12 protein-coding genes are annotated in these 17,240 nt (G+C 36.5%); 5 read left to right on the top strand and 7 right to left on the bottom strand.

What is annotated here, in order from left to right; genetic code table 11:
- Positions 1-317: 317 nt before the first annotated feature.
- From F6K40_RS15600 to F6K40_RS15590, 3 genes are all read right to left on the bottom strand, one after another.
- Complete coding sequence (locus F6K40_RS15600) at positions 318-1,814, bottom strand: MFS transporter (RefSeq protein WP_293137352.1); 1,497 nt, start codon at positions 1,812-1,814, stop codon at positions 318-320.
- 774 nt (positions 1,815-2,588) lie between these two features.
- Positions 2,589-4,409 (bottom strand): P-loop domain-containing protein, encoded by a 1,821-nt coding sequence (locus F6K40_RS15595; RefSeq protein WP_293137351.1) that lies wholly within the window; start codon positions 4,407-4,409, stop codon positions 2,589-2,591.
- Between the two features lie 557 nt (positions 4,410-4,966).
- Positions 4,967-5,152 carry a hypothetical protein gene (locus F6K40_RS15590; protein ID WP_293137350.1) on the bottom strand — a complete coding sequence of 62 codons (186 nt, stop codon included), beginning with the start codon at positions 5,150-5,152 and terminating at the stop codon, positions 4,967-4,969.
- A 434-nt stretch (positions 5,153-5,586) separates the two neighbouring features.
- Between F6K40_RS15590 and F6K40_RS15585 the strand changes: the two genes are divergently transcribed.
- Positions 5,587-6,111 (top strand): phycobiliprotein lyase, encoded by a 525-nt coding sequence (locus F6K40_RS15585; RefSeq protein WP_293137349.1) that lies wholly within the window; start codon positions 5,587-5,589, stop codon positions 6,109-6,111.
- Positions 6,112-6,709: 598 nt separating this feature from the next.
- Positions 6,710-8,965, top strand: coding sequence for a carotenoid oxygenase family protein (locus F6K40_RS15580; RefSeq protein ID WP_293137348.1), 2,256 nt, complete (start codon positions 6,710-6,712; stop codon positions 8,963-8,965).
- 398 nt (positions 8,966-9,363) lie between these two features.
- Here F6K40_RS15580 and F6K40_RS15575 read toward each other — a convergent pair whose 3' ends face one another.
- From F6K40_RS15575 to F6K40_RS15560, 4 genes are all read right to left on the bottom strand, one after another.
- Complete coding sequence (locus F6K40_RS15575; protein WP_293137347.1) at positions 9,364-9,927, bottom strand: hypothetical protein; 564 nt, start codon at positions 9,925-9,927, stop codon at positions 9,364-9,366.
- A 450-nt stretch (positions 9,928-10,377) separates the two neighbouring features.
- Positions 10,378-12,996 carry a DUF3769 domain-containing protein gene (locus tag F6K40_RS15570; protein ID WP_293137346.1) on the bottom strand — a complete coding sequence of 873 codons (2,619 nt, stop codon included), beginning with the start codon at positions 12,994-12,996 and terminating at the stop codon, positions 10,378-10,380.
- Between the two features lie 994 nt (positions 12,997-13,990).
- Positions 13,991-14,107, bottom strand: coding sequence for a photosystem II reaction center protein I (locus tag F6K40_RS15565; protein ID WP_011612663.1), 117 nt, complete (start codon positions 14,105-14,107; stop codon positions 13,991-13,993).
- A gap of 109 nt (positions 14,108-14,216) precedes the next feature.
- The gene (locus F6K40_RS15560) at positions 14,217-15,554 is read right to left on the bottom strand and encodes a hypothetical protein (RefSeq protein WP_293137345.1); all 1,338 of its coding nucleotides are present in this window, start codon (positions 15,552-15,554) and stop codon (positions 14,217-14,219) included.
- Between the two features lie 246 nt (positions 15,555-15,800).
- On the opposite strand from F6K40_RS15560, the gene F6K40_RS15555 reads away from it, so the two are divergent.
- The 3 genes from F6K40_RS15555 (at position 15,801) to F6K40_RS15545 (ending at position 16,962) form a co-directional block, all read left to right on the top strand.
- The gene (locus tag F6K40_RS15555; RefSeq protein WP_293137344.1) at positions 15,801-15,971 is read left to right on the top strand and encodes a hypothetical protein; all 171 of its coding nucleotides are present in this window, start codon (positions 15,801-15,803) and stop codon (positions 15,969-15,971) included.
- A 3-nt stretch (positions 15,972-15,974) separates the two neighbouring features.
- Positions 15,975-16,199 carry a hypothetical protein gene (locus F6K40_RS15550; RefSeq protein ID WP_293137343.1) on the top strand — a complete coding sequence of 75 codons (225 nt, stop codon included), beginning with the start codon at positions 15,975-15,977 and terminating at the stop codon, positions 16,197-16,199.
- Positions 16,200-16,602: 403 nt separating this feature from the next.
- Complete coding sequence (locus F6K40_RS15545) at positions 16,603-16,962, top strand: hypothetical protein (protein WP_293137342.1); 360 nt, start codon at positions 16,603-16,605, stop codon at positions 16,960-16,962.
- Positions 16,963-17,240 lie beyond the last annotated feature (278 nt).

Below are 17,240 nucleotides of genomic sequence, written 5' to 3'. Positions count from 1 at the left end.
CTTTTGAATTCAAAAAATTCACCCATTTTAATTTACTAACTTAATAGTTGTTAAAATCTGACTTTTGAATTTTGAATTTTGACTTTTGAATTCAAAAAATTCACCCATTTTAATTTACTAACTTAATAGTTGTTAAAATCTGACTTTTGAATTTTGACTTTTGACTTTTGAATTCAAAAAATTCACTCATTTTAATTTACCAACTTAATAGTTGTTAAAATCTGACTTTTGAATTTTGACTTTTGACTTTTGAATTCAAAAAATTCACCCATTTTAATTTACAAACTTAATAGTTGTTAAAATCTTACTTTTGAATTTTAACTTTTGAATTTTGAATTCAAAACTTCTTCTTCTCCTTCATGGCGTTCAGCAAATGAACCATCTGGTTCTTTCATAAAGAATGCACAGACAAATGCTATAATCATTGATAAAACTCCGAGAACTTCAAAAAAAATCTTATTGCCAACAGCACCTTCGGGCAACAAACTAAATAAAGTTAGATAAACCACTGCCCCCACGTTACCATAAGCACCAACATTACCAGCAATCTGGCCTGTAACTCGACGCTTCACCAAGGGAACTATGGCAAAAGTAGAACCTTCAGCAGCTTGAACAAAGAAAGAACAAAGCATTGTTAGCAAAACAGCAGCAGGTAAAAACCAACTTCCTGTAATATTACCCATTGTTAGATAACCGATTCCCATCCCTGCTGTCAATACTGTCATTGTTAACTTACGATTACCTAGCTTATCAGAGATTAAACCACCACCGGGACGAGATGCCAAGTTCATAAAAGCATAACTAGCAGCAATCATCCCTGCTTCTGCTTTATCCATAGCAAAAGTATTTTCAAAGAAAGTAGGCAGCATAGAAACTACCGCTAACTCAGAACCAAAATTCACAAAATAAGTTAACTCTAAAATTGCTACCTGGGAGAATTGATAGCGATCGCTTGGGGGATAGCGTTTTTCTCCAGCAACTAACTCTTTATTTGTTGTCCAACAGTTATAAGTTTGGAAAGCATACAAACCTAATAGTATTAGCCAAACAATATAAAGTTGACCTTGGGATAAGAAACCTATTTTACTTAACCGCCAAGCTAACAAACAGAGAACTCCTGTTAAAGGAATATTCATCAAAAGCAGGAAAAGGAAATCTTTTTGGGTGGTAACTTCTAAACCTCTAATAATTTTAGGTTTTTGGTAAACCTTGCCTGGAGGAGTGTCTTGTACATTGAAAAAGTAAAATACACCATAAGCTGCTGCAATAATACCTGTCAGAGCGATCGATAACCGCCAGTTCAACACATTACTAGAACCAAAAGTTAACCAAGCAGCTAGAGTTGGCAGTGTGAAGGCAGCAGCAGCGGAACCAAAGTTACCCCAACCGCCATAAATACCTTCTGCCAAACCTATTTCTTTTGGTGGGAACCATTCAGCTACCATGCGGATACCAATTACGAAACCAGCACCGACAATACTTAATGCTAAACGACTAATCACCAACTGGCTAAAGTTTTGAGCTAGAGCAAACCCGATACAGGGAATAGCTGCATACATTAGCAAGAATGAATAGGTGATTCTTGGTCCGTATTTATCTAGTAACATTCCGATGATAATTCGGGCCGGTACTGTAAGTGCAACGTTACAGATGTCAATAGTTCTAATTTGGGAAGTTTTTAAACCTAAGTCTGCTTGTAATGATGTTGCTAATGGTGCTAGGTTAAACCAAACAACAAAGGAGAGAAAAAAGGCAAACCAGGTTAAATGGAGGATGCGGTAACGACCGCGAAAAGACCAGAGTTCTGTTAACATATTTAGGGTGTGCTGAAAAAGTATGCATGGGTTCGGGTAGGAGACAGGAGACAGGAGACAGGAGACAGGAGAAATGGGTCTGGGAGCGAGGAGGTAGTCGGGAAAATTGTCCCAAGATTGTTCTACTCAACTCTTGACTAAAATCCTAAATTTTTGAACCATTACCACCTAAAACCTCGCACTTTTTGATACTGAAAAAGGCGCTCAACCTTCATATGTCAATGATATGTCAATGCTTTTATATTTATTCAGCAAGCCCTATTTAGTTATCAATTATAGCAGGGAATAGGGAATAGGAAACAGTTAGAAAAGCATTTCCTAGTCTTAGATTCATCATCAGTAATTGTCAAGAGCCAATTCTTTCTTAAAATAAGGAAAATATTTTTGATTTTTCCCTAGTGAAGAACGAGGCTTTAATCCTTAGTTAAACAATTATTGAAACTAATTTAGAACCAAAATTTTTGAACTTTAAATTTTGAATTCAAAAAATGGTCAACTTCTGATTTCGTTAACAGCTAGCCTCTGGATAATTGAGTACCTTGAATCTGAATTAGAAAGTCAAAAAAAATAGTAAAAACTATTTATCAATCCAATATAAAAGTTATTAGGTACAGGTATTAAAAGTGAATATTTAAACGATATTTTTATATCATGTCCGGATAAGAGCGTGATAAAAAAACTTTCTCCTCCTTATAGCTTAAAATTCCCTCCTCTTCCCTCCTGACTCCTGACTCCTGACTCCTCCATTTTTGGACATGATATCACTCCTTAATACTAAGCATTTTTATAAACCATTCCTAACAGATTATTTTTGATTTGTTTCTCCATACTTTCAATTTCAATTAATGATTCTACTTCCTGAACAATATCTTTACGGTATAGAAAATCTTGAAAAGCAGCATGATATATACTATATACTGGTTTACCTTCTGTTTGATAAATTCGCAGAAATTGTGCCCATTCATCCAAGATTTCTTGAACTGTCAAGGATATTTCTCCACTAAATTTAGCTAACATTCCACAGGATACAGGTTTACGAGTTTTTGTTAAGAAATATATAATTTTTAGTTTAGTAACTGGTAAAGGTTTAACATTCATTTTCATTCTATGCCAGTGTTGATCGTAATATTTCTCTAAACCTTGGGGTAAACTTTCTAAACTAATATCTCTATAGTTGCCGTGCTCAATATCATCAAGTACATATTTTAAATACATGAAGTTATTTTCGCTTTTGCTAGCTATAGACTCGACAAACTTTTCTAAAGTTAATCCTCTCTCTTCAATCCATGCTTGAATTGCCGATCGCTTTGTTCTTAGACGAATAAATAATTTAACATCTTCCAAACTTTCATTCGGATAGATCATTAAGTCAAAAGTTTTCTGTGGTGCCGATACTACTAATGGTAGTGGATCGGATCTCTTAGTAAGTAGAAAATAGACTCTATTGGGTAAGTTTGCTGGTAAATATAGGACATTAGCCGCTCCACTTTGACTACTTAAATCCACTTCATCCAAAGCATCTACTGCTATTGTGAGTTTTTCTCCAGGGAGTAATTGGGTACTAATTTCATTCAGTAGTTTTGACAAAAAATTACCATTGCTGGTATTATCTGGATGTAATGGTAGTTCATAAGGCAAATTATAACTTTCAATTAACTGGGTACAGACACTCTTAAGAAAATCTTCAGCTCTAGTTCTACCTTCTGATAATAGATTGAAGTAGGCAATAGAACCTGTGCGACGTACATATTCGGCAATAATTGTACTTTTGCCTACTCCTGGATCTGCTTCGATGATAAAATATCCTTTAGATTGGTGATGGATGAAATCTTCAATAGCGTCAAAGACAAAACCTCGTCCCAGAAACCCTTCTGTTTTATCCGCGATGAGAGCAGCAAAGTCAGCAGGTATCGCTTGACATTGCTTCATCTGTTGAGTTAACAGTAATATTAACTGTTCTAAGTGGGAGTTAGCTCCTTGAATACCTACAATAATTCTGTCAATATCTTGACTGTAGTCTCCCACAAATGTATCTATTCTTTTCTCTATTCTATTGGTGACATCAACCAAACGACTGACATCTTCTCCTGCTGTGGCTAACATATCGTGGATTAAGGCTTGAAATACCGTGCTTTCTGTTCTCAGTTCGTGGCGAAATTGATGCACTGTAATTGATACTAATCTAGTTTCAACTAAATTAGATAATTCTTGAGGAGCGTGTTTGAGCCATTTATCTTGACTTTCCAGTCTAGACATTACTATTTTTGCGATCGCTTGTTCTTCTCCACCTTGAGGTATATGAGTCATTCTGTGCTTCTGTGTCTGCACTAAATCTAAGATCATTAGTGCATCTTTCTCCATTTCTGTTAATCTAGCTTGAATTTCAACTTTCTGTTTTTTCCACTGGGGTAGTTGTTGAGATTCTTTACGAATTACCTGCAAAGCCTTACAATAGGAAGTTACTAATGCTTTCTGTATTACCTGATTCTTTTCATCAGCCTTTTTTGTTGCCCATTTATTTACCGAATGCCATGTGACACTGGTTACTTGTTCTAGTCCTGCACCCGCAAACAGGGTTAATATCTCTATGAGCATAGTTTAGTACCGTTCTTAAAAACCTACGATTATCTATATAATACCCCGCCTTTAAGGGCGGGGTTTAAAATTTAGTTTAGTATCATAACTTAACTTTATTATTTCACAATTTAATCTTTTTAGAAATAGCGATCGCTACAATTGTGGCTTTTTAGTCCAATTTATAGCAGTTTGTAATTTTATTAGCTATACAGTTCTTGGTTATTGGGAGATAAAGGGTAGAGTTAATATACCACATTAATTAACAATATGTTGTAGTCAAACGAACTTGATGCCATTTTAGTTATTAAAAAGTTAGAAGAAAAGAGGTAATAGAGAAGAGGGAGCAGGGATAAGGGAAAAATAATTGATGATTTCTGTACGAGAATTGATTTGTTTTTTTTTGATTATTGGAGAAGTCTATTAGCGTCCTAGTAGCTCGGAACTGCCTCTTTCCTGGAAGGAAGACAGAAGAGAAGGCAGAGGTTTTTTTCAATTGAAACTTAATTCTATACACGCTCCGATGCTACCGGACATGATATCAATTATCAAATACCAAAAATTGTGCTATTTAGAGCTTACTGATGAAGGCTCAAAATATTAAAAAATAAAGGATTTGCAATTTTTGTAGTGAAAAAACTGTAAGCTTTTGAGTCGCTAAAGCTCACGCATACCAACATCCATGAACAGACAATATTCGATCTCCCCACCCTCCCCACACTTCCCACACTTCCCACACTTCCCACACTTCCCACCCTTCCCACCTTTCCCACCCTCCTCACACTATTCCCTAAAATTATCGAATTATAGCACTACGCATTAAGGTTAGGACATTTCTAAATCCTGTTTGCTCCGGATGACCTAGGAAAAGCCTTTAAAAGTCTGCTGTTCCCAGTTATATCATGTCCGGATAATTAGTGATAAAAAAACTTTCTCTTCTTTATAGCTTAAAATTCCCTCTTCTTCCCTCCCTCTTCTTCCCTCCCTCTTCTTCCCTCCCTCTTCTTCCGTCCTGACTCATTACTCATTACTCATTACTCATTACTCATTACTCCTCCACTTTTATTTATAACTATTCAACCGGACATGATATTAAGTGTTCCCTGTTCCCTAGCGCGTAGCGCTATAAAATTTGACTCAAAATCCCAATCAGTGCAAAATATAATATTGATTCAGAATTAATAAAATTAACAACTTAATGGACATTATCGAATTTTTTAAGCTGAGTGCTGGTGAATGGTTTTCCCAACGCACAATTCACAATTTGGTTTCTGGAGAACTGCAAGCAGGTAAATCAGAAGTGAATGTTGAAATATTGGCAAAAACTGACCCTACATTAATCAAGTTGTGCGAACAAAATCAGGTAGACTCGAGTATAACTGAGTTAATAGGGGTGAAGATTAGCTGGAATGGTACAACTAACAAAGAACAAGTCAAAGATGCAGGTTCAACAATGTTGATACTTATTCCTAATTCTGACGAGCCCAACCAAGGTAAATTATTGCAAGATAGAGGAAATGGTAACAGTCATCAATTTAATGCTCGCTACATTATGGGGAGTGATGATATTCTAACTTTAATTACGGAGTCAGAGGGTTTGTACGCAGAGGAACGTTTGTGGTATTTAATACCTAATTTAAGGTTGCGCACCAGTGTGGTTAAGAGAGCATCAGGTTTTACTTTTGCTTCTTTCTGCTCGGAAATTCGTCGGGTCAAAAGTTAAATTAATATCATGTCCGGTTGAATAGTTATAAATAAAAATGGAGGAGACTCGATACTGGAGACAGGAGAAAAGAATGTACCAGAAGAAAGAAGTGTTTTTATCACTAATTATCCGGACATGGTATAACTTATAAATGTATGGTTTCTTAGCATAAAAGTCAGGAGATCGAGAAATAGAATAGGGAAAAATGTAGAATATTCACTATCTCTCTATCTCCCTATCTTTTTAACTATATAAATAGCTCTCAAATAGCTTCTATTATGTCTGATAATTAGTATGGTCAAGTACAAATTGTAGCATTCTTAATTTTACAAAACATCTATTGAACTTTATTCTCTAGCAAGAGTGGCATCAGATTCAATAATGGATAATGGATAATGGATAATTACCTCTCCCTAAAAGGGAGAGGATTGACCAAAAAGGAAAAAATTTATTTTCTTCCCCTTGAAAGGGTCGGCTTTAAACCTGAATTATCTAATTATTTAATTATTTAATTGTTTAATTGTTTCGGTAATATTATGAATGTAATTCAAGTTTAATAATTATCTTCATTAGTTGACAAAATTGTTTTTTTAATTAATTGGAGGATAGACTAACAATGTTATTTCAAGTCAGTGGTCATATTTACGAAACTGAAAGCGGTGCAGGAATTCCAGATTTAGTTGTCAAAGCTTTTGACAAAGATTTAATCAAAGATGATGACTTGGGAGAAGCTTTGACTGATAGCCAAGGTAACTTTAAAATCATTTATAGCGAAAAAGACTTTAAAGGCATTGGAGAAATATTTGAAGGTAATCCCGATCTATATATCGTGGTCAAAACTCCCGATCGCCAACGTGTCTTATACACTAGCAAACAAAACATTCGTCGTGAAGCAACTGTTGATGAACATTTTGAAATAGGAATTACAAAGACTAGCTTACAACAAACAAATTCCTTTCAAGATGACGAAAACTTGCTTAAAGTTCTGATTGGGATCGCCTGGATAGATGGTGTTTTAGAACCTGCTGAAGAGAAATATATCAAACAAATCGCTATTAACAAAAAATTAACGGATAATGATGAGATTGAAGCTCTATTAAACCAACCTGTGCCAGTTGAACAGTGTTATGAGTGGTTACAAGAATATTTAGGTAAAAATCCAACGAATGAAAAGTATCAAGAGTTGTATGAAAATATTAGTTCCTTGATTTCTAGTGATAATAAAGTTGATACCCAAGAAGCAGAATTATTAGAATTTTTATCAGATCAGAAGACTCGCAGTCAAAAGCTTCAGGAACGCTTGATGAAGATTTTTCTTGATTCCAAATTCATAGGGAAAGTTATCAGCGATACGGGAGAAGGTGCAAGAATTGCCAATCAAGGCGTTAGAACTTCTGGTTATTATGCTCGTATCCCAAACCTGATCCTAAGTCAATTCCAAAGTGCCAAAAGCGATCGTCTACTCAAAGACGATATGAGTAAAATTTATCTAGACGATAACTTTGCTCCCGTTGACAAAGAAACTAGCGCTGACGAACTTCAAGTAATTGGAGAACTTCCTCAAGAACTCTCAGGGATGTTTCTGCGCAACGGACCAAATCCCCAATTTCAACCCCTTGAACTCTACCACTGGTTTGATGGGGACGGCATGATACACAACGTAAATATCAGCAATGGTAAAGCTAGCTATCGCAATCGCTATGTCCGCACTGAAGCCTTTGAAATTGAAAAACAAGCAGGAAAAGCTATCTGGCCTGGTTTGATGAACTTGCCTAGGTTTGATGGACCCCACGGCATTATGATGAAGAATGTGGCTAACACTTCCTTGGTATGGCACGCTGGCAAACTCCTAGCACTTTGGGAAGCAGGGGAACCTTATATGATCGATCCTTCTAGCTTAGAAACATTAGGCTCTTATACCTTTGGTGGCAAACTGGAAAGCACTTTCACCGCACACCCAAAAATCGATCCAGTGACGGGTGAAATGATCTTCTTTGGCTGTTCATTCATCATCCCTCCTTATTTAGAATATGGTGTGGTTTCGGCAGAGGGAGAAATTTTGCAAACTGTCCCCATTGATTTGCCTAGTCCGGTGATGATGCACGATTTTGCGATTACCGAACACTACAGTATATTTTTAGACCTGCCCCTTGCTTTCCAGCCGATGCGGATGATGGATGGCAAACTACCTATTAACTTTGAATGGAAACGTCTTAGTCGCATTGGTGTTGTACCTCGTCACGGAGACAATAGTAGTATCCGCTGGTTCTCAATACCCCCTTGCATGGTTATTCACACGGCTAATGCTTACGAAGAAGGGGATGAGGTAATATTGGTTGCTTGTCGCATGAAATACTGCAATCTCTTAATGCCATTTTACGACAAAAACAACAGACTTGGAGAAATTGACCTCGAAACTCTTGAGCTATTCCGTTGGCGCTTGAATCTGAAGACAGGTTCAGTAAAAGAAGAGGTTATCGATCCTATTCCTAGTGAATTTCCTCGAATCAATGATGGTTTGATTGGTCGGAAAATGCGCTATGTTTATGCTTCAAGGGTAGCGGGATACATGAAGCCAAAACCTCTATTTGATGGGATTATCAAGTACGACTTAGAAAACGATAGCACTCAAATCCATGAACTGGGTAGAGGAAGATTTTGTGGGGAGATTACTTTTGCACCTCGTCCTGGTGCGATAGCTGAAGATGATGGTTGGTTGTTAACCTTTGTTTGGGATGCGGTGGCGAAGCAAGCTGAATTACTCGTAATTGATGCTCAAGATGTAACAGGTAAAGCGATCGCACGGGTGCTGATACCTGAGCGTGTTCCTTATGGTTTCCACGTTACTTGGTTGTCCTCGAGCAAATGCTAACTTGGTAGCCGTTCCTTAGAAACATAAGATTATTTATATCAGGACTTACGCAAAGAAACCCGGTTTCTACGGTAAACCATTGTTTTTGACAATAAACATCTACGAGAAACCGGGTTTCTGGGTTTGCATGGCTTTAGTCCTATATATATTAGAGTTGTTGGGAAATAAAAAATTAAAATGCTCAAAAGCTTACTGTATAAGAGTTTCAGGATTTTAGAGCAAAAAACACTATAAACCTTGACTGATAAGGGTTTTAGCCATTTTTTGGACTTAATTCCCAAAAACTCTATTATATCATGTCCGGTTGAATAGTTATACTTTGGAGGAAGGAAGGCAGAAGGGAAAGAAAAGTTCAAAGGGAGAAGGTTTTTTGATCACTGAATTATCCGGACATGATATTACTTCTCATTTTCTTGCTCAAGTTCCTTGGGAGACGATCGCAAATCTTGACTATTTTTGATCACTGCTTTAAGTTTAGTATAAAAATTGGTGTGTTTAATCTTGTACTGAGCTGGTTGTACTGGGAGTTGCTGCTGGACCAAATTTTGAGCTTGATTTTTTGAGTTTGGTTCAAAGGGGTTGGAGGGTGGGGAAACAAATTTAGAATGCTCTGGCAGTTTTTCTTCTAAAAACCTAGGGTTTGTTTTTGTTTGTAAAGACTCAGTATCTATCTGAGTTGTCAAATTTGTGAGAACATTTCTAGTAATAATATTTTGAAATTCAGAATTAAAATGATAAATAGGCTGACCACGACGTTCCCATAATATCAATATCTGCTGGACAGAAATAGCCTTGTAACGTCCCAGATATAATGCTTCAATAACTGCTAAAGAAAGCCACTCGACTTGATAGTTGTCCTGCCAACGAGCAATAACTTGCTCGGAAGTTTCACTACCAAGGTCAAAATCATACTTTGTTAACAAAGCCTCTGCTAAAGTAGATATAGATGACTGTTCTGTCATTTCAGTTATAGCGCTATGCGCTAGGGAATAGGGAATAGGGAATAGGGAATAGTAAACTGTCAAAGGGTTTTCCTAGGTCATGCGGAGCAAACAGGATTTAGAAATGTCCTAATCTTTACTTCGACTGCTATATCAGTTATCAGTTATCAGTTATCAGTTATCAACATCTCTGATGAACCCAGAGGTTTGAAATACTGAAGTTTATTCTTTTCATATCCTTAAAAGGCTATGCTTTATAAACATCTTTAAACTTAACAAAAAACTTGACAAAATAGACAAGTCATTTATAATTTATAAGTCTTGGAGAAGCTTTTGCCACAGAAAAAATGTATTGAAAAATACATTGTTTAGGACTGAAGTAGTTTTGCTTGGTTACTATGACTCTTTCTCCCATCTCCCCATCTCCCCATCTCCCTATCTCCCCATCTCTCTATTCCCTTCTTCAAATCATTAACGAACCACACCACCACCAACAGGTCGAACATCTTCCCCAGAGAACGGAGTTGTACCACCTTGCCAGTTAAAGTCACTGATCCGGAGACTAAATGTACCAGTGCGTCGTCTGGGACTAAAACTTAATACTACCCCATAAGTACGACGACTATATTCTAATGTAATTCGATCGTCAAGAATATCACCATTTTCTAAATTAAGACCACTCTGGTAACCAGCCCGAAAACCTTGATAAATCTGTTGGACGAAACCAAATAATAGGACATTTGTATCCTCCACTCGGTCAAAGAAAAAAGGTGACTGACCACTCAAACCAGTCTGACTATAAGTTAAGTTAAATCCAGTATAATCAAAAAAGTCTCTGGAAAAATGCCCAAACTGTCCAGTAAACCCAAGACTCCCACGCACAAAAGATTGGTCTTCATCATTACTATAAATGCTAGTAGCACCTGTAAGTCCTAACACCATTTGTACAAACGGAACTACTGGTTTGCTGGTATATCTCAAACCCTGAGTCTGGGTAGCGGGTAATGCTTCACCACTCCAGATAGTTAGTGGGTATCTCAGAGACACTACGCTCTGGAAACGACCTAAGTCAGCTCGCGACCTAGGATCGCTATCATCATCATCCTCATCATCAGGCAAAGGTTCAAATGGTTGGAGATCGGTTAACAATTCCCGGCGATCTGTTCTCGCATTCACAACTTGATATCCAGTCTGAAAACTAACTTGGGCACCAGTTTCACCTACTGGTATTAGGGGAGAGGTAAAAACAACACCCGCACTACTGTGAACAGTTTGAAATCCTAAACTGCCATTAAATAAGCGATCGCGATAACTATACTCTCCAGTCAAATTGTAACCCTGGAATAACTGTCTTAGTCGAATGCTACCCCGAAAGTCATTTTCTTCTAGGTCTGGAAAATCTTCAAATGTCAAAAATGTGGCACGTCCTTCTAATTGGGTTGTGGGAGTTATGGAACCATTGACAGAAGCTTTGAGACCGACAACGTTACCATCTATAGGGGAGTCGTCTTCATCACCAAAAAATGCTCTTTCTAAGTAGTATTGGGGAGTTACCCTAATTTGGAAAGGTCCGGGAAGGAAAGGTTCAAATGTACTTTCAACAAATAAACCACCTCGATCGTCTTGATCATAACCAATTTGAAGTGGAAGCGGGTCTCGTTGCTGGCGATCGATAATTGTGCGTTCGCGAAATAGTGGCAAACTAAAACGTTGATCGAATACTAACCGGGATTTTTTGGTTATCAGTTCATCCTGAAGGGGAGATAGGGGTCTAAGTGTAGCCCGATCAGACCTTAATTCTACCTCTGGAGGAGAAAACGGGTCATTGGTTAGTCGCAGATTTATTGCTTCCCAACTCCCAGCACCTAATAAGTTTAGACGATCTGCTTCAAACCGCAGTCGGTTAACTGTTCCTGACTGCTCTGGTACTTCTAGTTTGGGTTCAAATGTAAATTTTGCAGTTCCAGTAGCTTTCACTTTTGTTGGAGGTTGAGTAGCAGCAATACTATCGCTCAAGGATCTTGCCCCTAATGCTCCTACCCCTTCTGTCGTTGGTAGGGATGATGCTCTGCTTTCTTCTGCGTTACCGACAAAAATAATTCCACTTGCTTGATCGATTAACCCTTTGTCAAGGGCAAAGTTGTATTCCATGCGTTCCCCAAGCAAGACTTGCCCTCCTTGAGTAAAAACAGCGTTTCCTGTGGCCAGGAGTTGACGAGTTGTCAGATTAACTTGTACTTTGTCAGCACTAACTATTCCTTGACTAAACCGTACTGTTACTTTACCTTCTGCACTAATAAGTTGCCGTTGTTCGTTATATTCTTGGCGATCTGCTGTTACTTCGACTACATCTGCTGGTATAGGTATTTCAATAGGTTGTTTATCTTCTGTTTTTTTGTTTGAGTCTTGAGTTTCAGATTCTGGTTCTGGTATGGGAATAGGAGTTCCTTCTTTTTTTTCTTCTGATTCTGGAGTCTCAGTTTCCTGAGTAGGTTGTTCATCCTGGGGAAGGTTTGGTAATTGTGGGGCATTGTTTTCTCTGATGGTTTGCCCGATCTGAAATTTTGGTGGACTTGGTTGTTTTGTGTTACTAAAACGTTCTAATATTTTTCTACTATTATTGACATTAACTGAGTTTGTTTCTTGAGTAGTTTGAGCTTCTTTTTCAGTCACAGCATATTCTGATAAATCTGAAAAGGAGGTGGATGAAAATGTTTTTTTTCTACCTGAATTGATTTGGCTCTCTAGACTGGAAATTCTCTGTGCTGATGATATATCTATTTCTATTGCTGGTCCAAGATTAGCTGAGTTTGTATGAATTGGACCAACTTTCTGAGTGTGGTCAAAAGTTGAGGTAATTTGAGGGAGTTTGTACAACACAGTTTCTCTGAACTCTTCCCCTGAGAAAGTGTTCTTTGCAGATATTCTCATTTCGTCCGCAACCTGGTTTAATTTCGGTGTTGGACTTGATTGATTTTGATTTGGGATAGATAGTTCCTGTGGTACATCTGTAACAAACTGGTTTACAGATTGTGAAGGGAGGGTTTCAACAATTGGAGGTAGTTCTGGTGGTGGCAGGGGGTAGGACATATTTGGGATACTAAGTTCACGAGATTAAAGATTTAGAGTTCATCATAAACTTAAGGGCTAGAAATTTCACACATTTCTATAGATAGGACTTGCTAAAAAAGTCTTTTCGTGAAGGAAGGCAATAGTTCACAAGTAATAAGTGTTAAGTAATAAGTAATAAGTAATACCTCTGCCTGTTTGCGAAGGATGAGCAGGAAAGTCAGAGGATTCAAAAAATGATCAATTTTTTGAATTTTTCTTCATGAATGAAGAGGCTTTAAACTAACATCAACGGGCTTGATTTTACTTATTACTCCTTACTCCTTACTCATTACTCATTACTCATTACTCATTACTCATTGAAGTTAGAGGATTCAAAAAATGATCAATTTTTTGAATTTTTCTTCATGAATGAAGAGGCTTTAAACCAACATCAACGGGCTTGATTTTACTTATTACTCCTTACTCCTTACTCCTTACTCCTTACTCATTACTCATTACTCATTACTCATTTTTTCCCAGTTAGGTGACGAAAAATACAAAGTTTTGAATATTAATTTAGTAATTTTTTGGCACTTTTTTATAGGTTTAGCACCACTTAAACGGATAATAAGCAAGGATTCTATATTTATTCAGCTAGCCCTAGATTATCGCTCCTTCTTTACCGAAAAATTTTGGTTTAAAGCCTCCCCTTGGATAGGGGATAATAAATAAAAATTTTCATAATTAGTCAATCCTATCAGTTTCAAGGAGAGGTAATTATTAATTATTAATTATTAATTATTCATTATTAATTGTTGAAAGAGCTTCACTTAGATTAAGTTTATATTTTGTACCACATTCTGTGAATTATGTCAAAAATTAGCCTGGAATGGAACACTTGACAAAATTAGTGGACTTCCAGGCTAAGTGGCACTCCCACAATACCAGCATTTACTTGCCTTTTTGGGAAAAACCACAATTTTATATTCAATATTTTCGATTTGAGCGAGAGAGCTTTTTTGGATTTTTCTCTTTACTCCATGTCCCTACCACTAGGGTTCCGTGCGGGGTCATTGGATAAGAATCCAAAGATAAATAACAGGACAAAGAATAGGACAACGATATTAACAACTATTTTCAAAGTCAACATTTATTATTTCTCCTAATAAGGACAGAGTTTGGGACCGAATTTTTTCGATCAAATATCTACAACTTTCTTATCATATCGAAGTGTTGACTCATTTTACCAAAATGATATGTCAAAAATTTTTCAACTTTTGTTGACACAATTGCCACATCTGTACAAATATTTTTTCTAGCCAAGTCATAATCACATCTACCCACCCCAATATTATTTCTAGAGGATGTTTTACATACCCTATTGAAACTGATTCTACTTCTAACCAGTTTGGTTGGTGTTTGGGTCTACTTTCTAAGTTATAAGTTTGAACAGATATTTTCGTACTGTTTCTGCTATAATTAAGGTTTTGTTCATTTCTCTGTCTATATCTATGTCTCAAAATTTCTTTGAATTCGCTCACCTCTTTTTTGGCAGAATTATTAGAAGTTGAGATGTTCTCCTGACAGAGGTGCTGATGTAAAGGGAAATTTTTCTCTTTTCCTAATTTTTTTAAACCTCCTGGGTTAATTAGAGGTTGAGTTTTTGAAGAGGTGGCTATCTGAATTTTTTCTGGTTGATATGGTGATACTAATGACGCGACTCTTGGCGTTTTATGTGGGGTAACTAAAGGCTTTTGTTGATTTTCTGGGTCTACTTCTGCTTCTAACAATGACTCAAGTTCCCATTCTTCTTCTATTTTAAAAGGTGGTAGTAAACCATTTAATCCTAGACCTTTGGTAATTGGGTATAAATACTGTTTACCTAAATTATGAATAAATTCGCTGAAAGTTAGATTTGAACTTGACAATAATGGTTGATTTTGGTATAGAGCAGAATTTCCATTGTCATGCTTTGATTCATTTTGCTCTAAAGCTATATTCGATTCCTCAAACAAATTGAACCACAAGGCAATTTTACTTGTTTGTACCCAAGCCATAATTTGCCAGATTCCTCCCAAATGTCCAAACATTGGCACAAGTTCTACACAGGGTTGGAGTTGTAATGGAACTTTTTTTTCGATCTTGGCTGTTTGTATTATTAAAGGATTTTCTTGTTTGATCCTGGTCGAAATGTCTGATACTTTATAGTTTTCTGCAATCTCTAATCCTGATAAATCTTGGTACTGCTTTTTAACTAGAGGTTTAGGGTTTGAGGTTTGTAATAGCCTAGGATAGATTTCTGTTGAAATTACTGATATTTTCTGGATAGATTGGTCAGCAGTTTGATTATTTTTAGTGATTTTTTGATTGACTTTTTTAATGTTTTGTGGTAATAGGGTTTGGGTCGTTTGTCGTAGTTGTTTGAGTGCTAGGCGAGAGGTTTGCAGCAACACATATATGGGATAAAGTAACAGTTGAACTGTGTTGGTAGCTGTAAATTTTAAATGACGGAAGGCGCGATCGCTTTTAGTTAATATTTGGCGATATTTTGCTGCAACAAAATTTAATACTTTACTTTTATAAGGACTTGAAGTCATTTCAGTTATTAGTTATCAGTTATCAGTTATCAGTACCTCTGACTCAACCATCGGGATTGAAATACTGAAATTTATTTTTCAGAGTTTATTTTAAAAACAAAGAATAATTTAGTTTTTTATTATCTCATTTTTTTCCATAACAGCGGAATGGACTTTTATCGCTGGGGAAGGATACTATTTTTAGTTGAATAAAAAATCATATATGTAGGCGAGCTACCCCTGATACTTAAATAATATCATTATTTTTTGGGAAATACAATAGCAAAACCTGATTATTTTTGGGAGCTTTACAGAATGCAAAAGTTAGTGCTAGCTAACATGACGATTATCTGGTTTGACAATTCTCTGAGAATTTTCCCAGTATTTTTGGGGAATAGCTTTGAGGCGATCGGGAAAATATTTAGGTGGTGGTGCTGAGGAATGGTTGAGAGAGTGTGGTCCGTGTGGTCCGTGTGGTCCGTGTGGTCCGTGTGGTCCGTGTGGGAAGAAATTACAAAACTTATGTATCTTCACCATTACTATGCAGGACTACCAATATTTAAAGATTTATTTGACTCAAATAGTCAAATTTTTCTGCGTCTAAAGGTGGTAGTAAGAGAAACTTTTCTCAAAATTAGAGGGGAGAAAAATTACAACCTACTTTGATATCTGAAGTCAAAAAAGCTCTGGATTTTCCGGGTAAGTTCATCAGTTATGCTGAGAATTTTATCCATTTTTTTGATGGGGGAAATTTCGACAAAAATTATCACATCAAATATTTGGTTTGAAAATCAGGTAAATAGATTTTTTGGAGAGGTTGGTATTTGAATAATTCTCTTAAATTTTCCCAATATTTTTGGCGAACAGCTTTGAGTTCATCGGGTAAATATTTAAAGATTTATTTGACTATTTTGGTGGAATTTTCCTGAGTTGAAAGATGGTGGTTAGAGAGACTTTTCTCAAAATTAGGTAGCAGAAAAAATTACAAACTAGTTTCAGAGCTGAAGTCAAAAAAGCTCTGGATATTCCAGGTAACTCCATCAACTATGCTGAGAATTTTATCCATTTTTTGACGCGGGAAATTTCGACAAAAATTATCACATCAAACATCTGGTTTAAAAATCAGGTAAATAGATTTTCTGGGGAGGTTAGTATTTCAATAATTCTCGGAAATTTTTCCCAATATTTTTGGCGAACAGCTTTGAGTTCATCGGGTAACTCCATCAGCTATGCTGAGAATTTTCTCTATTTTTTGATTAGGGAAATTTCGACAAAAATTATCACATCAAATATCTGGTGGGAAAATCCGTTAAATAGATTTTCTGGGGAGGTTAGTATTTCAATAATTCTCGGAAATTTTTCCCAATATTTTTGGCGAACATCTTTGAGTCGTTCGGGGAAATATTTAGAGATTTATTTGATTATTTGAGTCAAATTTTTCTGCGTCTAAAGGTGGTGGTTAGAGAGGCTTTTTTCAAAATTAGGTAGCAGAAAAAATTACAATCTACTTTGAGATCTGAAGTCAAAAAAGCTCTGGATTCTCCGGGTAACTCCATCAGCTATGCTGAGAATTTTCTCTATTTTTTGATTAGGGAAATTTCGACAAAAATTATCACATCAAATATCTGGTGGGAAAATCCGTTAAATAGATTTTCTGGGGAGGTTAGTATTTCAATAATTCTCGGAAATTTTTCCCAATATTTTTGG

Origin of the sequence: Okeania sp. SIO3I5 (assembly GCF_010672085.1) — a bacterium.
Taxonomy (GTDB): Bacteria; Cyanobacteriota; Cyanobacteriia; order Cyanobacteriales; family Microcoleaceae; genus Trichodesmium.
This window is presented reverse-complemented; position numbering and strand designations above follow the sequence as displayed.

Coding starts and splice junctions, on each gene's coding strand:
- F6K40_RS15600 (WP_293137352.1), bottom strand. CDS start 1,814: ATGTTAACAGAACTCTGGTCTTTTCGCGGTCGTTACCGCATCCTCCAT.
- F6K40_RS15595 (WP_293137351.1), bottom strand. CDS start 4,409: ATGCTCATAGAGATATTAACCCTGTTTGCGGGTGCAGGACTAGAACAA.
- F6K40_RS15585 (WP_293137349.1), top strand. CDS start 5,587: ATGGACATTATCGAATTTTTTAAGCTGAGTGCTGGTGAATGGTTTTCC.
- F6K40_RS15580 (WP_293137348.1), top strand. CDS start 6,710: ATGTTATTTCAAGTCAGTGGTCATATTTACGAAACTGAAAGCGGTGCA.
- F6K40_RS15575 (WP_293137347.1), bottom strand. CDS start 9,927: ATGACAGAACAGTCATCTATATCTACTTTAGCAGAGGCTTTGTTAACA.
- F6K40_RS15570 (WP_293137346.1), bottom strand. CDS start 12,996: ATGTCCTACCCCCTGCCACCACCAGAACTACCTCCAATTGTTGAAACC.
- F6K40_RS15565 (WP_011612663.1), bottom strand. CDS start 14,107: ATGTTGACTTTGAAAATAGTTGTTAATATCGTTGTCCTATTCTTTGTC.
- F6K40_RS15560 (WP_293137345.1), bottom strand. CDS start 15,554: ATGACTTCAAGTCCTTATAAAAGTAAAGTATTAAATTTTGTTGCAGCA.
- F6K40_RS15550 (WP_293137343.1), top strand. CDS start 15,975: ATGGTTGAGAGAGTGTGGTCCGTGTGGTCCGTGTGGTCCGTGTGGTCC.